The 19,302-nt window shown below is 68.4% G+C and carries 13 protein-coding genes and 1 tRNA gene; 5 read left to right on the top strand and 9 right to left on the bottom strand.

The genetic code is table 11. The features are described from left to right. Positions 1-34: 34 nt before the first annotated feature. The 6 genes from thrB to ACIBAF_RS23570 form a co-directional block, all read right to left on the bottom strand. Positions 35-964 (bottom strand): homoserine kinase, encoded by a 930-nt coding sequence (thrB, locus tag ACIBAF_RS23595; RefSeq protein WP_399465415.1) that lies wholly within the window; start codon positions 962-964, stop codon positions 35-37. A 294-nt stretch (positions 965-1,258) separates the two neighbouring features. Beyond that, the gene (gene thrC / locus ACIBAF_RS23590; RefSeq protein ID WP_399465414.1) at positions 1,259-2,320 is read right to left on the bottom strand and encodes a threonine synthase; all 1,062 of its coding nucleotides are present in this window, start codon (positions 2,318-2,320) and stop codon (positions 1,259-1,261) included. A 6-nt stretch (positions 2,321-2,326) separates the two neighbouring features. Beyond that, entirely contained in the window at positions 2,327-3,625 is a 1,299-nt protein-coding gene (locus ACIBAF_RS23585) for a homoserine dehydrogenase (protein WP_399465461.1), read from the bottom strand. A gap of 233 nt (positions 3,626-3,858) precedes the next feature. Beyond that, on the bottom strand, positions 3,859-5,250 hold the full coding sequence (lysA, locus tag ACIBAF_RS23580) for a diaminopimelate decarboxylase (RefSeq protein WP_399465412.1): 1,392 nt from the start codon (positions 5,248-5,250) through the stop codon (positions 3,859-3,861). A 20-nt stretch (positions 5,251-5,270) separates the two neighbouring features. Next, positions 5,271-6,299: an ArgS-related anticodon-binding protein NrtL gene (gene nrtL / locus ACIBAF_RS23575; RefSeq protein ID WP_399465410.1), complete on the bottom strand. Its 1,029-nt coding sequence runs from the start codon at positions 6,297-6,299 to the stop codon at positions 5,271-5,273. A 392-nt stretch (positions 6,300-6,691) separates the two neighbouring features. Then, complete coding sequence (locus ACIBAF_RS23570; RefSeq protein WP_399465409.1) at positions 6,692-7,177, bottom strand: response regulator; 486 nt, start codon at positions 7,175-7,177, stop codon at positions 6,692-6,694. A 190-nt stretch (positions 7,178-7,367) separates the two neighbouring features. On the opposite strand from ACIBAF_RS23570, the gene ACIBAF_RS23565 reads away from it, so the two are divergent. Continuing rightward, positions 7,368-7,439 (top strand) — tRNA-Arg (locus ACIBAF_RS23565). A gap of 211 nt (positions 7,440-7,650) precedes the next feature. On the opposite strand, the gene ACIBAF_RS23560 is transcribed toward ACIBAF_RS23565, so the two are convergent. The 3 genes from ACIBAF_RS23560 to ACIBAF_RS23550 all read right to left on the bottom strand — a co-directional run bounded on the left by ACIBAF_RS23560 (position 7,651) and on the right by ACIBAF_RS23550 (position 9,975). Then, positions 7,651-9,027: a tyrosine-type recombinase/integrase gene (locus tag ACIBAF_RS23560; RefSeq protein WP_399465407.1), complete on the bottom strand. Its 1,377-nt coding sequence runs from the start codon at positions 9,025-9,027 to the stop codon at positions 7,651-7,653. Continuing rightward, entirely contained in the window at positions 9,024-9,197 is a 174-nt protein-coding gene (locus tag ACIBAF_RS23555; protein WP_334648894.1) for an excisionase, read from the bottom strand. The genes ACIBAF_RS23560 and ACIBAF_RS23555 overlap by 4 nt, the downstream gene beginning before the upstream one ends. Positions 9,198-9,654: 457 nt before the next feature. Beyond that, a complete protein-coding gene (locus ACIBAF_RS23550; RefSeq protein WP_399465406.1) occupies positions 9,655-9,975 on the bottom strand; it encodes a MarR family transcriptional regulator in 321 nt (106 codons plus the stop codon). 729 nt (positions 9,976-10,704) lie between these two features. Between ACIBAF_RS23550 and ACIBAF_RS23545 the strand changes: the two genes are divergently transcribed. The 4 genes from ACIBAF_RS23545 to ACIBAF_RS23530 are packed head-to-tail and all read left to right on the top strand — an operon-like array spanning position 10,705 to position 19,281. Next, positions 10,705-12,222 (top strand): TIGR02677 family protein, encoded by a 1,518-nt coding sequence (locus ACIBAF_RS23545; protein ID WP_399465404.1) that lies wholly within the window; start codon positions 10,705-10,707, stop codon positions 12,220-12,222. Continuing rightward, positions 12,222-13,640, top strand: coding sequence for a DUF2398 family protein (locus tag ACIBAF_RS23540; RefSeq protein ID WP_399465403.1), 1,419 nt, complete (start codon positions 12,222-12,224; stop codon positions 13,638-13,640). The genes ACIBAF_RS23545 and ACIBAF_RS23540 overlap by 1 nt, the downstream gene beginning before the upstream one ends. Then, positions 13,637-17,956: a TIGR02680 family protein gene (locus ACIBAF_RS23535; protein ID WP_399465401.1), complete on the top strand. Its 4,320-nt coding sequence runs from the start codon at positions 13,637-13,639 to the stop codon at positions 17,954-17,956. The genes ACIBAF_RS23540 and ACIBAF_RS23535 overlap by 4 nt, the downstream gene beginning before the upstream one ends. Next, positions 17,953-19,281, top strand: a complete 1,329-nt coding sequence (locus ACIBAF_RS23530) for a TIGR02679 family protein (protein ID WP_399465400.1) — start codon at positions 17,953-17,955, stop codon at positions 19,279-19,281. The genes ACIBAF_RS23535 and ACIBAF_RS23530 overlap by 4 nt, the downstream gene beginning before the upstream one ends. Positions 19,282-19,302 lie beyond the last annotated feature (21 nt).

Below are 19,302 nucleotides of genomic sequence, written 5' to 3'. Positions count from 1 at the left end.
ATTCCCCCTCTCGAAATCCGGCAACCGTGTGCTTTCAGAGGTCGCCGGAGGGCGCAAGGGGCAGCACGCTCGCCCCTTGCAGGTCCAGGGCCAGGCGGTTCGCGGCCCAGTCCGTGCCGGCCGACGCCTCGATCTTGTCGGCCGTGCCCGCGTCGGCCAGCGCCATCACGGTGGGTCCGGCGCCGGAGATCACCGCGGGGATCCCGTCGGCGCGCAGCCGCTCCACCAGCGCCGCGCTCTCCGGCATGGCCGGTGCGCGGTACTCCTGGTGCAGACGGTCCTCGGTGGCGGGCAGCAGCAGTTCAGGACGCCGGGTGAGGGCCTCGACGAGCAGTCCGGCCCGGCCCGCGTTGGCGGCGGCGTCGACGTGCGGCACGGAGCGCGGGAGCAGGCCGCGCGCGGTCTCGGTGAGGACCGGCTTTCCGGGCACGAAAACCACCGGAACGATGGAATCGGCGGGCTCCATCCTGATCGCCCGCGCGGCGCCGGACTCCATCCAGGACAGGGTGAACCCGCCCAGCAGACAGGCCGCCACGTTGTCCGGGTGCCCCTCGATCTCGGTCGCGAGCTCCAGCAGCGCGGCGTCGTCGAGCTTGCTCTCGCCGCCTATGGTCACCGCGCGCGCGGCGACGATGCCCGCGCAGATCGCGGCGGAGGAGGAGCCGAGGCCCCGGCCGTGCGGGATGCGGTTGGCGCAGACGATCTCCAGGCCGCGCGGCTGGCCGCCCAGGGCGTCGAAGGCGATGCGCAGGGAGCGGACGAGGAGGTGCTTCTCGTCGCGCGGGAGCGTCTCGCTGCCCTCCCCCGCGATGTCGATGTGCAGCCCGGAGTCGGCCACCCGGACGACGACGTCGTCGTAGAGCCCCAGCGCGAGGCCGAAGGCGTCGAAGCCCGGGCCGAGGTTGGCGCTGGTGGCGGGGACGCGCACCCGGACGGGGGCGGCACGGAAGGCGGGACCGGCCATCTCGCGATGACTCTCCTTGAGCTGCGGGACTGTCGAATGACATTCGATGGGTACGTGAGGACCCTTGAGGCCCGACGGCGACGCGGTGACGACGCGGCACTGCGGCATATGCGGCGGGCGGGTTCAGTACAGCCTATCGAAGGAAGGTTCTGCGGCGACATAGGGCGCACAGGAGGCGCACGATGCGTGTCGTAAGCCCCCTGTGCACCCCTTACAGGGATTACCCGGTCGAGTACCGGGATTACCCGGTCGGGCTCGTCACGGGGACTGCCCGGTCGGGCTCGGGTTTCCTGCTCAGGCCAGCAGACCGAGGCGCTCGGCCGCGGTCGCCGCGTCGACCGGGACGGTGACCGGCTGCGGGGCGCCGGCGACGGCCCAGTCGGGGTCCTTCAGACCGTTGCCGGTGACCGTGCAGACGATGCGCTGCCCCGGATCGACCTTGCCCTGCTCGGCCGCCTTCAGCAGACCGGCCACGGACGCGGCCGACGCGGGCTCCACGAAGACGCCCTCCTGCGCGGCCAACAGCCGGTAGGCGCGCAGGATCTCACGGTCCGTCACCTCGTCGATGAAGCCGCCGGACTCCTCCTGCGCCGCCAGCGCGAACTTCCAGGAGGCGGGGTTGCCGATGCGGATCGCGGTGGCGATCGTCGACGGGTCCTTGACGACCTCGCCGCGCACGATGGGCGCACTGCCGGACGCCTGGAAGCCCCACATGCGGGGCGTCTGCGCGGCGATCCCGTCGGCGGCGTACTCCTTGTAGCCCTTCCAGTACGCGGTGATGTTGCCCGCGTTGCCGACCGGCAGGACATGGATGTCGGGGGCGTCCCCGAGCATGTCCACGATCTCGAACGAGGCCGTCTTCTGGCCCTCGATCCGCACCGGGTTGACCGAATTGACCAGCGCCACCGGGTAGTTGTCGGACAGATCACGCGCGAGCGTGAGGCAGTCGTCGAAGTTGCCGTCGACCTGGAGGATCTTCGCGCCGTGCACGAGGGCCTGGCCCATCTTGCCGATCGCGATCTTGCCCTGCGGGACGAGCACGGCACAGACCATGCCGGCGCGCACCGCGTAGGCGGCTGCGGACGCGGAGGTGTTGCCGGTGGAGGCGCAGATGACGGCCTGCGCGCCCTCCTCCTTGGCCCGCGTGATGGCCATGGTCATACCGCGGTCCTTGAAGGACCCGGTCGGGTTGGCGCCCTCCACCTTGAGGTGGACCTCGCAGCCCGTGCGCTCGGAGAGCACCTGCGCGGGCACGAGGGGCGTGCCGCCCTCGCGGAGGGTGACGACCGGCGTGCTGTCGGATACCGGCAGCCGGTCCCGGTACTCCTCGATGATTCCGCGCCACTGGTGGGTCATTGCTGGTTACTCTCCTTCAACCCGCATGATGCTGGCGACACCCCGCACGGTGTCGAGCTTGCGCAACGCCTCGACGGTCCCGGTGAGGGAGGCGTCGGACGCGCGATGGGTGACGACGACGAGGGAGGCCTCGCCGTCGCCGTCTTGGCGTCCTTGCTGCCGCACGGTATCGATCGACACCCCGTGCTCGGCGAACACCGTGGCGACCTGAGCGAGAACGCCCGGTTTGTCGGCGACGTCGAGGCTGATGTGATAGCGGGTGACGACATCGCCCATCGGCGACACCGGCAGGGCGGCATACGCCGACTCGCCGGGCCCCGTTGCCCCGCTGAGCCGGTTGCGGCAGACGGCGACTAGGTCGCCGAGCACGGCGGAGGCGGTGGGAGCACCGCCGGCGCCGGGGCCGTAGAACATGAGCTGCCCGGCCGCGTCCGACTCCACGAACACGGCGTTGTACGCGCCGCGCACGGAGGCGAGCGGGTGGGTGAGCGGAATCATGGCCGGGTGCACGCGGGCGGTCACGGACCCCCCGTCGGCGGCCCGCTCACAGATGGCGAGCAGCTTGATGGTGCAGCCCATCGCCCTGGCGGAGGCGAAGTCGGCCGAGGTCACCTCGGTCATGCCCTCGCGGTAGACGTCGTCGAGGCGCACGCGCGTGTGGAAGGCGATCCCGGCGAGGATGGCGGCCTTGGCGGCGGCGTCGAAGGCCTCGACGTCGGCGGTGGGGTCGGCCTCGGCGTACCCCAGGGCGGTGGCCTCGTCGAGGGCCTCCTGGTATCCGGCGCCGGTGGAGTCCATCTTGTCGAGGATGAAGTTGGTGGTGCCGTTGACGATCCCGAGCACCCGGTTCACCTTGTCCCCGGCGAGGGACTCGCGCAGCGGCCGGATCAGCGGGATGGCGCCGGCGACGGCGGCCTCGTAGTAGAGGTCCTCGCCGTGCTCCTCGGCGGCGGCGTGCAGCGCGGCGCCGTCCTGGGCGAGGAGCGCCTTGTTCGCGGATACGACGGAGGCGCCGTACTCGAAGGCAGTCGTGATGAGCGTACGAGCGGGCTCGATGCCGCCGATGACCTCGACGACGACGTCGATGTCCCCGCGTTTGACGAGGGCGGTGGCGTCGGTGGTGACGAGGGCGGGATCGATGCCGTCCCGGACCTTGGAGGGCCGCCGCACCGCGACGCCCGCCAGCTCCACCGGCGCCCCGATGCGTGCGGCGAGGTCGTCGGCGTGCGTCGTCATGATGCGCGCCACCTCTGAGCCGACCACTCCACAGCCCAGCAGCGCCACCTTCAGCGGACGCGTACGCATCATCCGACCTCGTTTCCTCATACCGTCTACGGTTGTTTCCGGTTGCCCCAGTCTCACTCACCGGACCGGACTTTCTGCCCCTGGTCCGGATCGTGAGACGTCTATTTCATTTTCTCAGGGACGGCAACAGGAGATCTTCCGCCCTGTTCCTTCGGCATCCCGTCGGCATCCCTTTCGGCATTCCGTTCTGCCGTTCCTTACGGCCGTTCCTTACTGCTGTTCCTTACTGTCGTTCAGCCGACGTCGAGGCGCAGCAGATCGTCCTCCGTCTCCCGCCGCACGATGACGCGCGACTCCCCCTCGCGCACGGCCACGACCGGCGGCCGCAGCACATGGTTGTAGTTGCTGGCCATGGAGCGGCAGTACGCGCCCGTCGCGGGCACGGCGATCAGGTCACCCGGTGCCACGTCGGACGGCAGGAACGCGTCCTTGACCACGATGTCGCCGCTCTCACAGTGCTTGCCGACGACCCGGGCGAGCATCGGCGCCGCGTCGGAGACACGGGAGACGAGGGCGACGCTGTACTCGGCGTCGTACAGCGCGGTGCGGATGTTGTCCGACATGCCGCCGTCGACGGAGACGTAGGTCCGCAGCCCGTCGAGGGGCTTGATGGTGCCGACCTCGTAGAGCGTGAAGGCGGTGGGCCCGACGATGGCACGGCCGGGCTCGACGGAGATACGGGGCGTGCGCAGGCGCGCGGCCTCGCACTCGCGCGTGACGATCTCGGTGAGCGCCTTGGCGATCTCGTGGGGCTCGCGCGGGTCGTCGTCGCTGGTGTAGGCGATCCCGAGGCCGCCGCCGAGGTCGATCTCGGGCAGTTCGACCCCGTGCTCGTCACGGATGTCCTTGAGCAGTCCGACCACCCGGTGCGCGGCGACCTCGAAGCCGGACATGTCGAAGATCTGCGACCCGATGTGGGAGTGGATCCCGATCAGCTCGAGCCCGTCGAGCTGCAGTGCCCGGCGCACGGCTTCGGCTGCCTGCCCACCGGCCAGCGGAACCCCGAACTTCTGGTCCTCGTGGGCGGTGGCGATGAACTCGTGCGTGTGCGCCTCGACGCCGACGGTGATCCGGATCTGAACCCGCTGCCTCTTACCGAGGGACTGCGCGATGTGCGCGACCCGCACGATCTCCTGGAAGGAGTCGAGAACGATGCGCCCGACACCGGCGTCGACGGCCCGGTGAATCTCTTCCGTCGACTTGTTGTTGCCGTGGAAGGCGATGCGGTCGGCGGGCATACCGGCGGAGAGGGCGGTGGCCAGCTCGCCGCCGGAGCAGACGTCGAGGTTGAGCCCCTCCTCGTGCAGCCACCGCACGACGGCCCGGGACAGGAACGCCTTGCCGGCGTAGAAGACGTCGGCGTCGCCCCCGAAGGCGGTACGCCAGGCACGGGCCCGGTCCCGGAAGTCGGCCTCGTCGAGGATGTAGGCCGGGGTGCCGTGCTCCTGGGCGAGGGTCTTGACGTCGACCCCGCCGACGGTGACGACACCGTCGGTGTCACGCGTGACCGTCCGCGCCCACACCTTGGCGTCGAGGGCGTTGAGGTCGGTGGGCGGAGCGGAATAGTGCCCCTCGGGAAGGACGTCGGCGTGACGGGGCCCGGCGGGGTGGGCGGAACGGCTCATGTCTTCAGTCTCTTCTTGGCTCAGAGGTGGTCGGGTGCGTCGATGCCGAGCAGGGACAGGCCGCCGGCCAGCACCGCCCCGGCGGCTTCGGCGAGCGCGAGCCGGGCACGGTGGGCGGCCAAGGGTTTCTCGTCACCACGGGGAAGGACGCTGGGGAGCAGGACGAGCGTGGCGTCGGCGAGGGCGAGGAGATGACGGGTGAGACGGGAGGGACCGGAGGGGTCGAGGGCTGAGGAGGGGGTGCCGGTGGAGGTCCCCCGGGGGCTCGGGAGCGGGACGGCCGCGGCGATGATGCGGGGGTGATCCGCGAGCAGGGCGACGAGCGCGGCGACGAGGCCATCCGCGTCCAGCGGGCCGGGCCGACCGGTGAAGCCGAGATCAGCGGCGTTACGACGCACGGCCCGGGTGCGGGCGTGGGCGTAACGGACCCGGAAGAGAGGGTTGCTCTCACGCTGGACCAGATGGTCGGCGGTGATGCGGGGCCGGTCGTGCGGAGCCGGGTGAAGCAGCGCCCAGCGGGCGGCGTCGAGACCGAGCGGCGCGGGATCCTCGGGAGCGGGAACGGGCCTCAGGGTGACGGGCTCACCGTGACCGATGTCGACCCGGCCGCCCTGCGCCCCGACGATCCGCGCAAGCACGTCGGCGAGGACCTCGGCCCGCACTTCGTACGGCACCCGCACCGCGAAGACCTGACCGGCGAGGCGGTCGGTGTGCCCGTACCGCAGACCTTCGAGCTGAATCCGCCGGACGAGGGCGGAGGCGGCGGAACCGTCGAGGCTGATGTTGAGGAACCCGGGCCCGGTGATCTCGACCCCGGCGACGCCTTCGGCCCGGGCCAGATGCGGCCGAAGCACCTCCGCGACCCGAAGCGGTGGCTGCCCGGCCGGCCGGGCGAGCTGCAGGGCGATGTTGGTGGCGTAGTCCCCCCGCCCCCCGGGCCCCGGCGGCGTGACCACAGCCCGCTCAGGAACACCCACACTGAGCTCCCCGTCCTCCACAGCACAACGCACCGCGCGCAGCACGGTACGGGAGAGCTCGACGGGGGTCACGGGGACAAGCGTAGGCGAGGAGGGGGGCGGGTAGGCGAACAGGTTTGGAGAGGGTCCGGGATGTGGACGGGGGCGACGAGGGCGGGGGATGACGGGGGACGGCGGAGGCGGGATATGGCGGGGAATGACGAGGGCGAGGGATGACGGGGGCGGGGAATGACGAGGTCTGACCCGACACGTCTCCTGGACGCCTCCGCTACATGGCCTGCCCTTCGCCTGCTCCCTGCCGTACGGCAGGTCGGAGCTATCCATCCCCCGACGGCCAGGGGCTGCTGTGCGGTGGTGGTGCTCTGCGGGCGGGGAGGCGCTCTCTGGTGCCCTACCGGCAAGGGGAGCTATCCGGCGCCCTACCGGCAGGGGGGTGCATCCGGTGTCCTACGGGCAGAGTCGTGCTACTCGGCCGCAGGCCCAGCGCCCGGCCCGCCGCCTTTCCCCGCGCCCACGCCCTCCCCCGCGCCCAGCGCAGGCCCGATCCCCAGACCCACCCCCAGATCCATCCCGGCCCCGCTTCCCCCACTTCCCCCGTCCGCCGCCGCCCGCTCCATCAACTCCCGTACGACGGAGATGAGTTCGGTGGGCTCGAAAGGCTTGGCAAGAAAAGCGTCGACGCCGACTTCGAGGCCGGCCTCGACCTCGTACTGCGTACAGGCGCTGATGATGACAAGGGGAAGATCACGCGTGCGCGGATCGGCACGCAACCGCGCGGCGGTGCGCAGCCCGTCCAGCCGGGGCATGACGACATCGAGGGTCACAAGATCGGGCCGCACCTGATGAACGACATCCAGACACTCGGCACCATCGGACGCGGTCACGACCTCGATGCCCTCCAGCTCGAGATTGACCCTGATCAGCTGCCGGATGACCTTGTTGTCGTCCACAACAAGCACCCGGCCCGACGCGCCTGGCACAACTCGAGAGTAGGTCGGGACCGGCCACCGCGTCCGGGTTTTCGCCACTTCCACCCCGTGCGGGCGACCCCCACCCCCACGGATAACCCGTTCATGAACACCCCGAGCAAGCTGGTAGTGTTCTACCCGTCGCCGCGAGCAACACCCTCGCAACCGACACGCCCCCGTAGCTCAGGGGATAGAGCAACGGCCTCCGGAGCCGTGTGCGCAGGTTCGAATCCTGCCGGGGGCACTGCAGGTCAGAGGGTTAAAACGCCACCTGACCAGCGCAGGTGCCAAAAAGAAGTAACTGCAGCCATATGCAGCCGAGGGCCAGCGAAAGCAGCCGTAGGACGCACGCTGCGGGACATACGCGGGATCGGACATTGGGTAACCAAACGCCCGATCGGCCACATAACAAACGCCCCGAGGGTTCATCCCCGGGGCGTTCAGTGTGATCATCGTCACTCGTATTCGAGCAACAGATCCTCGATTCGTTTGTTGGCCACCACATGCCTCCCATGGAGGCACTTCGCATACCGAGCCAGCAGCACCTCCACCGTGTTTCCGGCTCGCTCTGCGACCTCCGTCGGATCGACTCCGGCGTTCAGCCAGGTGGACAGCGCCGAGTGGCGCAGGTCGTACGGACGGTCCGCAAGTGGACTCGCGACGAGTTCCGGTGGCAGGCCGAGCTCTCGGGCCTCGGCCCACACGCGCGAGTAGGTCGAGGAGCCGACCAGTCCGCCTCGCTCGTTGAAGAAGAGTCGGCCGTCATCTGCCGTGCCGAACGTGTCGATGCTGTCGCGCCAGATGGCCACGAGGGCCGGCGGCAGAGGCGTCGGACGCACCTCCTCGGGATCGCGGTTCTTCAGCCCGCGGTCGTCGTGGACCTCGCCCGTCTTGGTCCACTTCTTCCCTGCCGTCGGTCTGGTCCGATGGAGGTTCGCCAGCCCCCAGCCCTCCTCGGGGAGGTGGCAGTCCTGGACCGCGACGCCGACGGTCTCCGCCGGGCGCATCCCGGCGTAGTACATGCCGGCGAACATGCCCACCAGTCGCCTGCCCCTGGCTCGGTGGTAGCCGCCCACGTACGAGACAGCGCCGATCAGGTTGCCGGCCTGCTTCGGGTTCGCCACGACACGCGGGTCAACGGCAACGATTCTTGACGGTTTCTGCATGGAAACCGAGTTGACGGGATTCTCGTCGAGCTCGCGCAGCTCCGTGGCGTAGTTGAGTGCGTTGACGAGGACCTTACGCTTGCGCTTGAAAGTTTCACTCGACGCCGCTTCTCCATCGAGTTTCAGCTTGAGCGCTTCCAGCACTCCTCGCATAACTGCGGGCTTGGCCAGATCGGCAAGCGGCGGCGAATTTCTGGCCACCCAGTTGACCACGGCTCTGACCTCCGGCGGGATTTCGCGATCTTCCGGACCGGGAAGAACAAATGCCCAATCCCGAAGCGCGCGCTGCATTGCTGTATCCGTCGGCCGGCCGGGCCGCTTCGGCATGAGCGCCTTTGTGACACCCGTCAGCGCCTCGTTGATCTCGTCCCGATAGTTCGGCGCTGCATGCGGCCACTTCACCTTCAGATACTTCAAGGCGAAGGCGTACCAGGTGAGGGCGGGCGCCTTTTCCTCCATCGAAGGAGGAAAGCCCGTCTCCGTATCGAACTGCTCCCCATTCTCCTGGGCCATGAGGAGCTGCGCGCGCAGCTTGTCGGCAAGCCCCTTAGTGCGACGCGAGCGAGATACCTCACGCCCTGCCACGACCCAGCGCACCTCATAGGTGTCCTTGCCCTGGCGCTGCTTTACCCTGACGTCCCATATCCGAACGTCGGTCGTCTTCAAGCTGCGGCTTCCTCTCTCTCATGTAGCCAATCCATAAAGACGCTCCGCCACACACGCAGCTCGCCGTTCGGCAGTTTCAATACCGCAGGTCCGGTGCCCATTTCGCGCCATCGGTAGAAGGTTCGGCGGGATGTGCCCTTCAGCTCTGCCAGCACCTCAGGGACAGTCATCAACTCGTCGCCCTTATCGCCCTTCCTCACTCAGCGTCTCCCGTGCGGAACTGCCAAAGAGCGAAGCGCCGCCGTGCAACAGCCGGTACGCCATCAAGCACGAAGAAGCACTGCGGCGGGCGCTCGCGGCTCAGTTTTTGGGCAAGAGGTATCGCGAAAGGGCACATGAGGTTCCTTACGAGTGGTGCAGAATCCGGGGCAGCCTGTGGTGAGGTGGCTGGCCGTTGGGCGCGTTTCGTGCCTTTCATGGTTTCCGGGATCTGGCCCTGCGCACTGAACAGGCGCTAGACGACACCTGGGCACCGGGAAGGAGCTGTCCGCTCCAGGTCCACCGCCAAGCAGCCGGTGCGAACGGCATCAATACTCCGGACGATCGCCGGTTTGGCTAACCGGCGATCGTCGGCTATGTTGCGCGCCCGCATAGGGAGGTTCACGGGCTGCTCCCAGCGGACGAAGCTCAGGAGGCCAGCTGGTACGACCGGAGACCGGGGGCCTCGACGCCAATGACGAGCACCAAGAGCCCATCGCCAGTGAGCCGGTCGAGCTTGCGAGATACGACGCGCTCGGATGCGCCAACGGCTCGGGTAACCTGCTGGGTTGCGGCTCCGGGGTGCGTCGCGATGTGCGCGAGCACCACTCGGTCCCGGCGGTAGCCGCGTTGCAGCAAGTCCTCGCCGAGCAGCCCGGCCGCACAGACGCAGAGGCACAGGGCCGTGGAGAGGGCGCAGTAGTCGCCTCGCTCCTGTGCGGTCCACGCGTTCAGGTCGCCAAGCGCCAAGCGGATGGGAGTAGTGAAACGGGCGGATCGGAAAGCGGCATTCGACAGGTGGTGCTCCTTGGGGCGGGACCTCTGTGAGGAGGCCGAGCAGCACGAGATACCAGCTGCCGTCATGGCCGACCTGTCTGTTGATCGGCCCGGAAGCCCGAACCCTGCTGACCTGGTGTTTTCCGGGACGTTGTACGTTGACATGATCCCGGACGACGTTCCAGTCCCTTGAGGCTCTTTCTCGTCTGCCGTGGGCGAATCCGGCTGGAGACGCCCAGCGCTGCGACTGATGTGGCTGGGATTATCCGGCTAAGCAGGTCTCCCGCGCCCTGATCGCGTAAGGGCTGGGCGATCTTATCGATGGTGGCTTGGTCGTCACCGACCCAGCCGGGCCTTCGCGGAGGACCGCCCTCTGCCCGACGACGGATGCTTGGACCTCCACGTGGGTAACGGATTCGTCGAAGGCAGCGTAGGCGGAGCAAGGAGTGTGCCAGTCACCGCCCAGGGCTCCCGAGAGGGTGACGGCGCGCGAGAGCCAGAGCGGATGCGACTTCACAGAGTGTGGGTACCGGCGTCCACTGCCGAGAGCGCTGAGGATGACGGACAACGGCCTCTCTGCCCCGACGGGTCGATTGTCAGTGGCGTCTGTCAGGGTATGCGCAATGCGTGGCGAGACGAGGGGCGGCATAGGTGTTCCAACGTGATGACTCGGGAGTCTCCGAGTCATTCGATCTTGATTCGTTGACGGTTGGCGACCGCCTGCGGCTGTTCAATTTCACGCAGCGCGATGATCCCTTGGCGTACCTGTGGGTGCTGCGGGCGATGAACGTACTGCGAGCGGTACACCAGTTGCAGGTCCACCCCGACGATGTGGCGAATACGCTGAACGAGCTCGCGGCAGCGCACGACGAGGTACCGGCCGCCGCCGACTTGAACCTGCGCGGGATGCTCGACAACCTCTCCTCGGACAACGAGCAGGTCCTCTACCGGGTGGAGGACCCGTTGCGTTGCGGCAATCTGGCCGCGTACCGGAACCGGCAGTCGGTCTACCAGTTCACGGAGATCGGCTACCGCGTCTACTGCGCGGTGGAAGAGGTCATCGGGTCCCGGGTACAGGACGCGAACCTGTCGCGGCTGGTGTTTGCCGACATCCTGGCGGACTTCAAGGCGCTGGCGACTGCGAACCGGGAGGGCGACCAGGACGAGGTGTATCGCAAGCTCGCCCGGCTGGACAACGTGCTGGAGGACATGACGCAGCGGGCGGCACGGTTCTATCTGACCTTGAACGACGTTGCGCGTACGACGGACGTCTCCCCAGAGACGTTCCTGCGGTACAAGCACGCGCTGCTGGCGCACATGAGTGAGTTCACGGCAGAGCTGGAGCGCTACGCGCCCCGGCTCGCCGAGGCTGTGTACGAGGTCGAAGACAGCGGAGTGGAGACGCTGTTGGAACGGGCTGCGGCGGTGGATGAACGGCCGATGATGCGGCCGGCCGCGCGGCTTGAGGACTGGCGGCGGCGGTGGATGGGCCTGCGCCAGTGGTTCTTGGCCGACGGCCCTGGGGAGACCAAGGCCGCTCAGCTGCAAGGTGCTACCCGCACGGCCATCTCCGGAGTCATTGGGTTGCTGCGGCAGGTGACGGAGTCGCGTCGAGGAGGGGTGAGCCGGACCACCCAGTTGAGGCATCTTGCCGCCTGGGCGGCTGCTGCGCCGGATGAGCAGGCGGCGAACGCGCTGGTGTCCGCCGCTTTCGACCTGCGTTCGGTGCGGCATCTGTCGGGTGCCCACGACGACGATGACCAGATTTCGCCGCGGGCGACGTGGTGGGATGCGCCCGGTGTGGAGATCAGCGTCAGCCTGTTCCGGCATGGCAAGCGGCCTGCGCCGGGCGGGCCGCAGCCAGTCCGGACGCGTCGTGGCGCGCACGCCCGGCTGCGAGAGCAGCAACTGGCGGATCGGGCCGCGGACCGGGAGGCCGCCACGGATCTCCTGGACCACGGTCCCCACGACCGGGTACTGAACGAGGCGGAGACCCGCGCCGTGCTCAAGCTGCTGACCCGTGCCCTCCAGGCACGAACGGTCGTCGCGGGCCGGTTGCGTTCGGGGGCCGGCAGCAGCGACGTGCTGACGCTACGTCTGGTCCCGAACGAGCGCGGCAGCCAGTTGCGGACCGAGACCGGCACACTGCGCCTGCCCGGCTTCGCCCTGGAGATCAAGCCTCACGGTGCGATGCGCCGGCGCCGAACGGAGAAGCCCTGATGCCTGCCCATCGCGTCGCCGCCTCGGTGGAGCCTGCGGACCTAGGCTCGTACCAGCAAGCTGCCCGGCTCATTCTGCTGCACGGTGTTGTCACCGAGAGTTATCCCCGAGCCAAGGCTCTTGCTCTGGTGTTGCAGTGGTCAGACGAACTGGCCAAGGACTTCCGTGACTTGTTCGGATACTCCTTGCAGACCAGCGCCCGTCATGCACGGCTGCTGCGGCGGCTGGACGCGTTCGATGCCAGCCAGGCGTTCCTCACGGTGAAGAGCAAGAGGCCGTTCGACCGGCGGCGTCTGGCCTACCTGTGCCTGATCCTGGCCTGCTTGCACCGGTCACGCATCGAGATCAACCTCGCCGATCTCGTCAAGCTGCTCACACCGTCCGCCAACGCGATCGAGCACCTGGGCTTCGATGCAACCGCGCCGGGCCACAAGGACGCAGTCGTGGATGTGATGGACTGGCTTGTCGACCGGGGTGCGCTGCGGATCTCCGATGGTTCGATGGAGGATTGGGCCCGTGACCACGACCGCGGCGACGCGCTATTCGACATCGACCACGACACTTGCGCGGCGCTTTTCAGGCCGAACAAGCCGCTGCAGCATCTGGTCAGCGCTGCCGGCCTGCTGGACACCCCGACCGCCGGCACCGGACGGGACCCCCGTCGGCGGTTTGCTGCCCAGCGAGCTCGCCGACTGCTGATCGAGCACCCGGTGGTCTACTTCAGCGACACCGACGCGGAGACGGCGATAGCGCTGCGCCAGCCCACCCTGGCGGAGGACATCGCGCGGCTGACCGGATTGCCGGTCGAGCGCCGCGCCGAGGGGATCATGCTCGTCGACACCACTGGGCACTTCACTGACAAGCGATTCCCCGGCCGCGGTGGAGCGGTCAACCGCACTGCCGGACTGCTGCTCGCGAAGATCGCAGACTTGCGGGAAGACCCGGACCGGGCCAGCAGTCTTCAGTACCTCCTGCCCGCCGGGCCAGGGGAGGACCACGCGGACCTGCTCAGCCGCATCGACATGGCCCTGCCGCAGGCCGGCACGCTCGAAGCCTTGGCGCACGACCCGCATGCGGACGCTGGTTGGCACGCGGACGAGGCCGATCCGGACGTCCCAGAGCATGAAGGGCAGACGGGCCTGCCTTTCGTGGAACACCGCACGGTGGAGCAGATGATCACCGAGCTCTACGAAGAGTTCGGACCCTCCTCCTTCACCAACAAGTGGCAGGCCGACCCCAGCGGGCTGCTGGCAGAGGCTGTCGCTCTCCTAGCGGATCTACGCCTGGTCCATGTCGTCCCTGGCGGCATTCTGATCCGGCCCGCGGCCGGCCGCTACCGCAACATCACCGCCGTCCTGCCGCGCCCCGCGCACGGCCAGTTCGCTTTCGACTTCCCCGCTGAGGACACCTCTCGATGACGCTCATCCCCCACTCTCGCACCGCTGACGAGTCGGAGGTTCGCTTTAAGCCCACCCGCGCCGGAGTGATCGGCCTGTGGGACTACACCGACGAAGAATTTGTCTTCGCCGATGGCCGACTGGTCCTGCGCGGACACAACGGCTCCGGCAAGACCAAGGCCCTCGAAGTGCTGTTCCCCCTCGTGCTGGACGGTGTCCTCGACGCAAGGCGTCTCGATCCGTTCAGCGGCGAGGAGCGGACCATGAAGTCGAACCTGCTCTACAAGGGGCAGGAGTCCGCCTACGGTTATGTGTGGATGGAATTTGCCCGCACCGACCCGGACGGGGAGGTTCTCGAAGCCGTCACCGTGGGGATCGGCATGCGGGTGACCAAGGCGATGTCCACTCCCGCCCGCTTCTTCTTCGTTACCGACGGCCGAGTCGGCATCGACTTCGGCCTGCTGGACGGGGCCTCGCGCCCGCTGCGGGAGAAGGCCCTGGAGGCGCTGCTGGGCAAGAAAGCCATCTTCGATACGGCGGAGGCGTACCGGGAAGAGATCGATGACCGGCTGTTCGGGCTGGGCCGTGAGCGCTACAGCCAGCTGGTCAGCCTTCTGCTCCAGCTGCGGCGCCCGCTGTTGGCCAAGGATCTTGACCCGGTCAAGCTGTCCGAGACCCTTACCGCCGGCCTGCGCCCCGTCGACGATGACCTCATCCTGCAGGCCGCCCGCGACTTCGAGAACCTCGCCGAGATCCAAGCGCTCCTCAACGCCCTGACGGGGGCGGATACCGCAGTCCGTAACTTCCTACGTGACTACACCACTTACCTGCGCGCCCATGCCCGTGACCGCATCGACCACGTCACGGGTCGCATCCAGGACACGGCCGCCCAGTGCGAGAAGATCATGGAAGCGGCGGAGGACCGCCGTGCCTCGGAGCGGCAGCTGGCTTCCGCACAGCAGGAGCGGGATGCCGCTGAGCGCCAGTGCAATGAGCTCGGCGCCCGCCTGGCCGAGTACAACGACCACGACGCCATCAAGCAGCGGGACGGCCTCAAGGAACTGCGCGATCGCGTACACGCGGAACGCCAGGGCCTCGCCGAGAGCGAACGCCACCTCAGCCAGGCCCAGAAGAGCTTGGCCGCCCTCAAAGGGGAGGCTGAGCGCGCTGTCCAGCGGCACGGTGAGCTGCGCAAAGCGGCCTCCCGGCACACCGACAACCTGATGGACGCCGCGCGCCGCTGCGGCATCCTGCACGACGACGCCACGCTAGATCTTGGTGCCGAGCTGGACACAGACGTGGCAGGTCGCGTAGCCGCGCGGCGCAGCGAACTGAAGGACGTACACGCCCACCTCGGTGCATTTGAGGACGCCAGGAAAGCCCAGGAACGCGAGCAGGATCACTGCGATACGGCCAGCGGTGAGCTGACCGAGGCCGAACGACAGTCCGCCGCAGCAGCTGAGCAGCTAGAGATCGCCCGCACCACGGCCAGCCAGGAGCTGGACGAATTCATCAGCCGCTGGAGCAGCGGCAACGGCATCACGGTCTTGGCGGCCAGCGACGGTGACGCGCTACGCGCGGCCGTCGACGCAGTGGGGGAACCCGAAGCGGCCCCGCTCTTGGAGGTGTTTCGTTCCCTCACCGACCAGCGCCGTACCAGGGCTGCGGCCCGCGTCGATACCTTGGAGCGGGAGCACAGCGGCGCTGCGGATGCTCTGCGCAGCAGACAGGGTGAACGCGACACCGTGGCCGCCGAGGCTGATGACGCGCCCCCGCCCAGTGACCTGCGTCCTGCCAGCCGCGATGAGCGGCCCGGCGCGCCGCTGTGGCAGCTCGTACGGTTCGCCGATCACGTCCCGGACGACCATGCAGCCGCTGTGGAGGGCGCCCTGTACGGGGCCGGCCTGCTCACCGCCTGGCTGCACCCCGACCCCGTGCTCACCGACCAGGCACTGCACGACAAGGTCGCCGACGCCTATCTGCGCCCGCTGCCTCCCGCACAGCGGCCCACCGGACCCACCCTGGCCGACCTACTGGTCGTCGAAGATCAGCAGCTCGTCGCCGCCGCGACCGTACAGGCTGTCCTGGCGTCCATCGCCGTAACGGACGACATCCCCGCAACGGACGACGCACTGCACGCTCCTGCGGTCACGACCGGCTCGCACTTCAGCCTCGGCGTCCAGGTCGGTGCGCATCCCAAGGAGCAGCCGGAGTACATCGGCGCCACCGCGCGAGCCGCCCGTCGGCGCGAACGGCTGCGCGTGCTCGACGAATCCATCACCGCCCTGGAAGCTCAGCTCGCCGGCATCGAAGAGCAGCAGCGGTACGCGCAAGAGGCATTCGACGACTTCGACCGCGCCAGGCGCGAGCTCCCCCGCACCCGGCCGATCACCGAGGCTGTAGGCGAGGTGGCCGTGGTGGCGGAGAAGGTCACCGGTGCCCGCCGCCGCCTCGCCGAAGCCCGCAAGCGGCTCGACGGGGCGATCGCGCGCGCCCATGAGAAGAACCGGCAGCTTCGGCATGCGGCCACGGCTGCACGACTGCCCACCGTCCGTGAGGAACTGGACAAGGTAGCCCAGGCGCTCGACGACTTCGCCGGCGCCGGCAAGGCGCTCTCCACCTGCCGTGAGCAGGCCGATGCCGCCGAGCGCGACATCGCCGGCCGCCGGGACATCATCGCAACGCAGACCGAGTCGTGCACAGAACAGGCTGAGGCGCTGCAGGTACGTAGGGATGCGTTCGCCGTTCAGGAGGAACGTCTGCGCACCCAGGAAGCAACGCTCGAAGCCCCTCTGCAGGAGATTCTGCAACAGATCGCGGACGCGGAAGAGCAGCTCACCGCAGCGCGGAAGACGTACGGCCGTGCGAGGAAGGACGCGGAAGAGCAGCGAGACCGGCTTCTGAAGGCTGACCACGCCCTGGAGTTCGGCCGTACAGCACTGGCCACGGCCGTGGCTGAGCAGGTGCGCACCACGCTCACGCTGGAGCCGTATGCCCGGCCCGACCTCCTCGGCCTCCTCGAAGCGCACGCCGAGACCGTCTGGCTGCCGCACGACGTGTGGCCGAGCCCCGAGCAGGCAGTCCAGACCCTCATGGACAGCCTGACCTCGCCCGGCACCTCCCTCACGGGCATCCAGGGCGCCCAGAGCGTCGTCCCCGCATCCGTCGCCTCCTTGATCAACGCGCTCGACGAGGCGACCCGGGGCCGGCCGATCACCGCGAGCCTCCTGAAGACCGTGACAACCAAGATCTCTACCGCTATCACCGCGCTGGAGGCAGCCCTGCTGGAGTCCGATCAGGGTTACCTCTTCGAGTGGGAGCCGGCCGGTGACATCATCCTGGCTCGGGTCACCGACAGCGAAGGGCCGGCTCCCGTAGCGGACTTCGCCCGCCGCCTGGCCGAACAGCTGGCTGATCAGAGCGTGCTGCTGGAAGACAAGGAACGGACCGTCCTGGAGGACGGACTCCTTACCGGGCTGGCCGAACAGATCCACGATCGCACCGTCGCCGCCCGCGACCTGGTCAGGAGCATGGACGCTGACACCCGCTCCAAGCCGATGTCCTCCGGTCAGACGGTGGGCATCAACTGGGTGATCTCCGACGCGCTCACCGACTCCCAGCAGGCTGTCAACAAACTGCTCGACAAGAACGCCTCCGGTCTCGGCCCGGCCGGACTGGCCGAACTCCGCTCCCACCTGCGCAGCCAGATCCGCACCAAGGCCGCTGCCGACAAGAAGAGGAGCTACCAGCAAGTGATCGCGGAAGTCCTGGACTACCGCGCCTGGCGCAAGTTCGAACTTCGTCTGTTCCGGCCGGGCATGAGCGAGGAGGAGCGGAAGAAGGGAGAACTGCTCACCAAGGCCAAGCACAGCGTGATGTCCGGCGGCGAGAAGTCCGCCTCCATCCACCTGCCGCTCTTCGCAGCCGCCCACGCCCAGTACACCTCCGCGTACCCGACCTGCCCGCGGCTGATCGCCCTTGACGAGGCTTTCGCCGGCATCGACGAGAAGTACCGCCCCGACCTACTCGCCCTCACGGCCAAATTCGACCTCGACCTCTTCATGACGGGCTACGACCTGTGGATCACCTACCCCGACGTGCCGCAGATCTCGCACTACGACATGAAGCATGACGAGGCGTCCCACACCGTCTCCGCCATGCTGCTCGTCTGGGACGGCGAGCAGGTCCTCGATGACCTCGAGTACCCCGGATCCGACGATCTGGCCGCCGAACTCCTCGGCTTCGCGCCCCGTCGGCACGTTCCCGCCCAGGCAGGACTGCTCGCGGACATCCCCGAGGACGAACCAATGAACGACGATGCCGAGGAAGCGGAATGACTGGGTCGACAGAGGCGTACGAGCGCTACCGGGCTCCTGAGTTTCGCCGCCTCCTGGCCGCTGCCCGTCGCTCACTCGAGCGTAACGGCGGCAAGGTCAAGGGCTCCATCGGCCTGGCCAACCCGACCCCGGCCGAACGCAACGCCATCATCGGCATCACCGGTACGTACCGGTCGGCCGACGTCCGCCGCATCACCATCCCCCTCTCAGCGTTGGAGCAGAGCGTCCGCAACGTCACGGGCATGGCGCTCCGCGATGTCCTGGAACGGATCGGCCCCGAGCTTCGCTTTCGCGCCGATGAGCGGACCGCGCTCGATCAGGCCCGGCAATCGGTCCTCGCTGAGGGCGAAGCCAGCCCGCTGCACGCCGAGCACTCCTGGTACCGGCAGTGGCTGGCCAGCCTCGCATCCGACGGCACGATCACAGCACTGATCAATAAAGAGGACACCCACCTCTTCAGCCAGGCCGTCCGCGTCCTGGAACACCTCTACAACCGGCCCAGCGACGCTCCACCGATCATGCTCCCTGCCTTGGCCGACGCCACCACAGGAGACACCAAAGCCCTCAACCCCGGCCGCGGCTCGCTGCCGACTCTGGTCCTGCGTGCCCTGGCCATGGCACGTGGAATCCCACTCGAATCAGGAGCCGAGGCTCGGCGCGAGCTGTGGGACGCCTTCGACGTCATCGTCGACGACCTCGCCAGCCGTGTCCTCGTCCTCAACCTCCCCGCCACCGGCCAGGGACTGGGCCAGTGGCTCACCGACGCCGCCCGCTACGGCACCCCCTTCCACGTCACCCTCCACCAGCTCATCACCCTCCCGATCGCCGTGAACCTGCCAACGGTGTACGTCTGCGAAAACCCGGCTGTCCTCCGCCGCGCCGCCGGTGAGCTCGGCGTCGGCAGCCCGCCGCTGATCTGCACCGAGGGCCGTCCCTCGACCGCCTTCCACCGGCTGGCGCGACTGATCATCGAAGCTGGCGGCACCTTGCGCTACCACGGGGACTTCGACTGGCCCGGCATCGACATGACCAACCAGCTCCGCACCCGCTACCAGGCCGAACCCTGGCGGATGAGCGCCACGGACTATCTCAGCGCTGTTCGCGCCGACAGCGATCACATCCCCCTGAGCGGCAAAGCACAGGACACCGCCTGGGAGCCAGGGCTCGCTGAGGCCATGAAACGAGAGAACCGCGCGGTCTACGAAGAGGCCGTCGCTGACGTCCTCCTGGCGGATTGGAAGGGCCCGGCCAGGAAGGAGGGCGACGGGCAAGCGCCAGGGCTACGGCACTGCCTCCCCCATGAGGTACAAGAGCATGCCCAGTGACGCGCATCACTCAAGCACCTT

This window comes from Streptomyces sp. NPDC051677 (genome assembly GCF_044453465.1).
Classification (GTDB): Bacteria; Actinomycetota; Actinomycetes; order Streptomycetales; family Streptomycetaceae; genus Streptomyces.
Note: the sequence above shows the minus strand (reverse complement) of the source record. Positions and strands in the feature narration are given on the sequence as shown.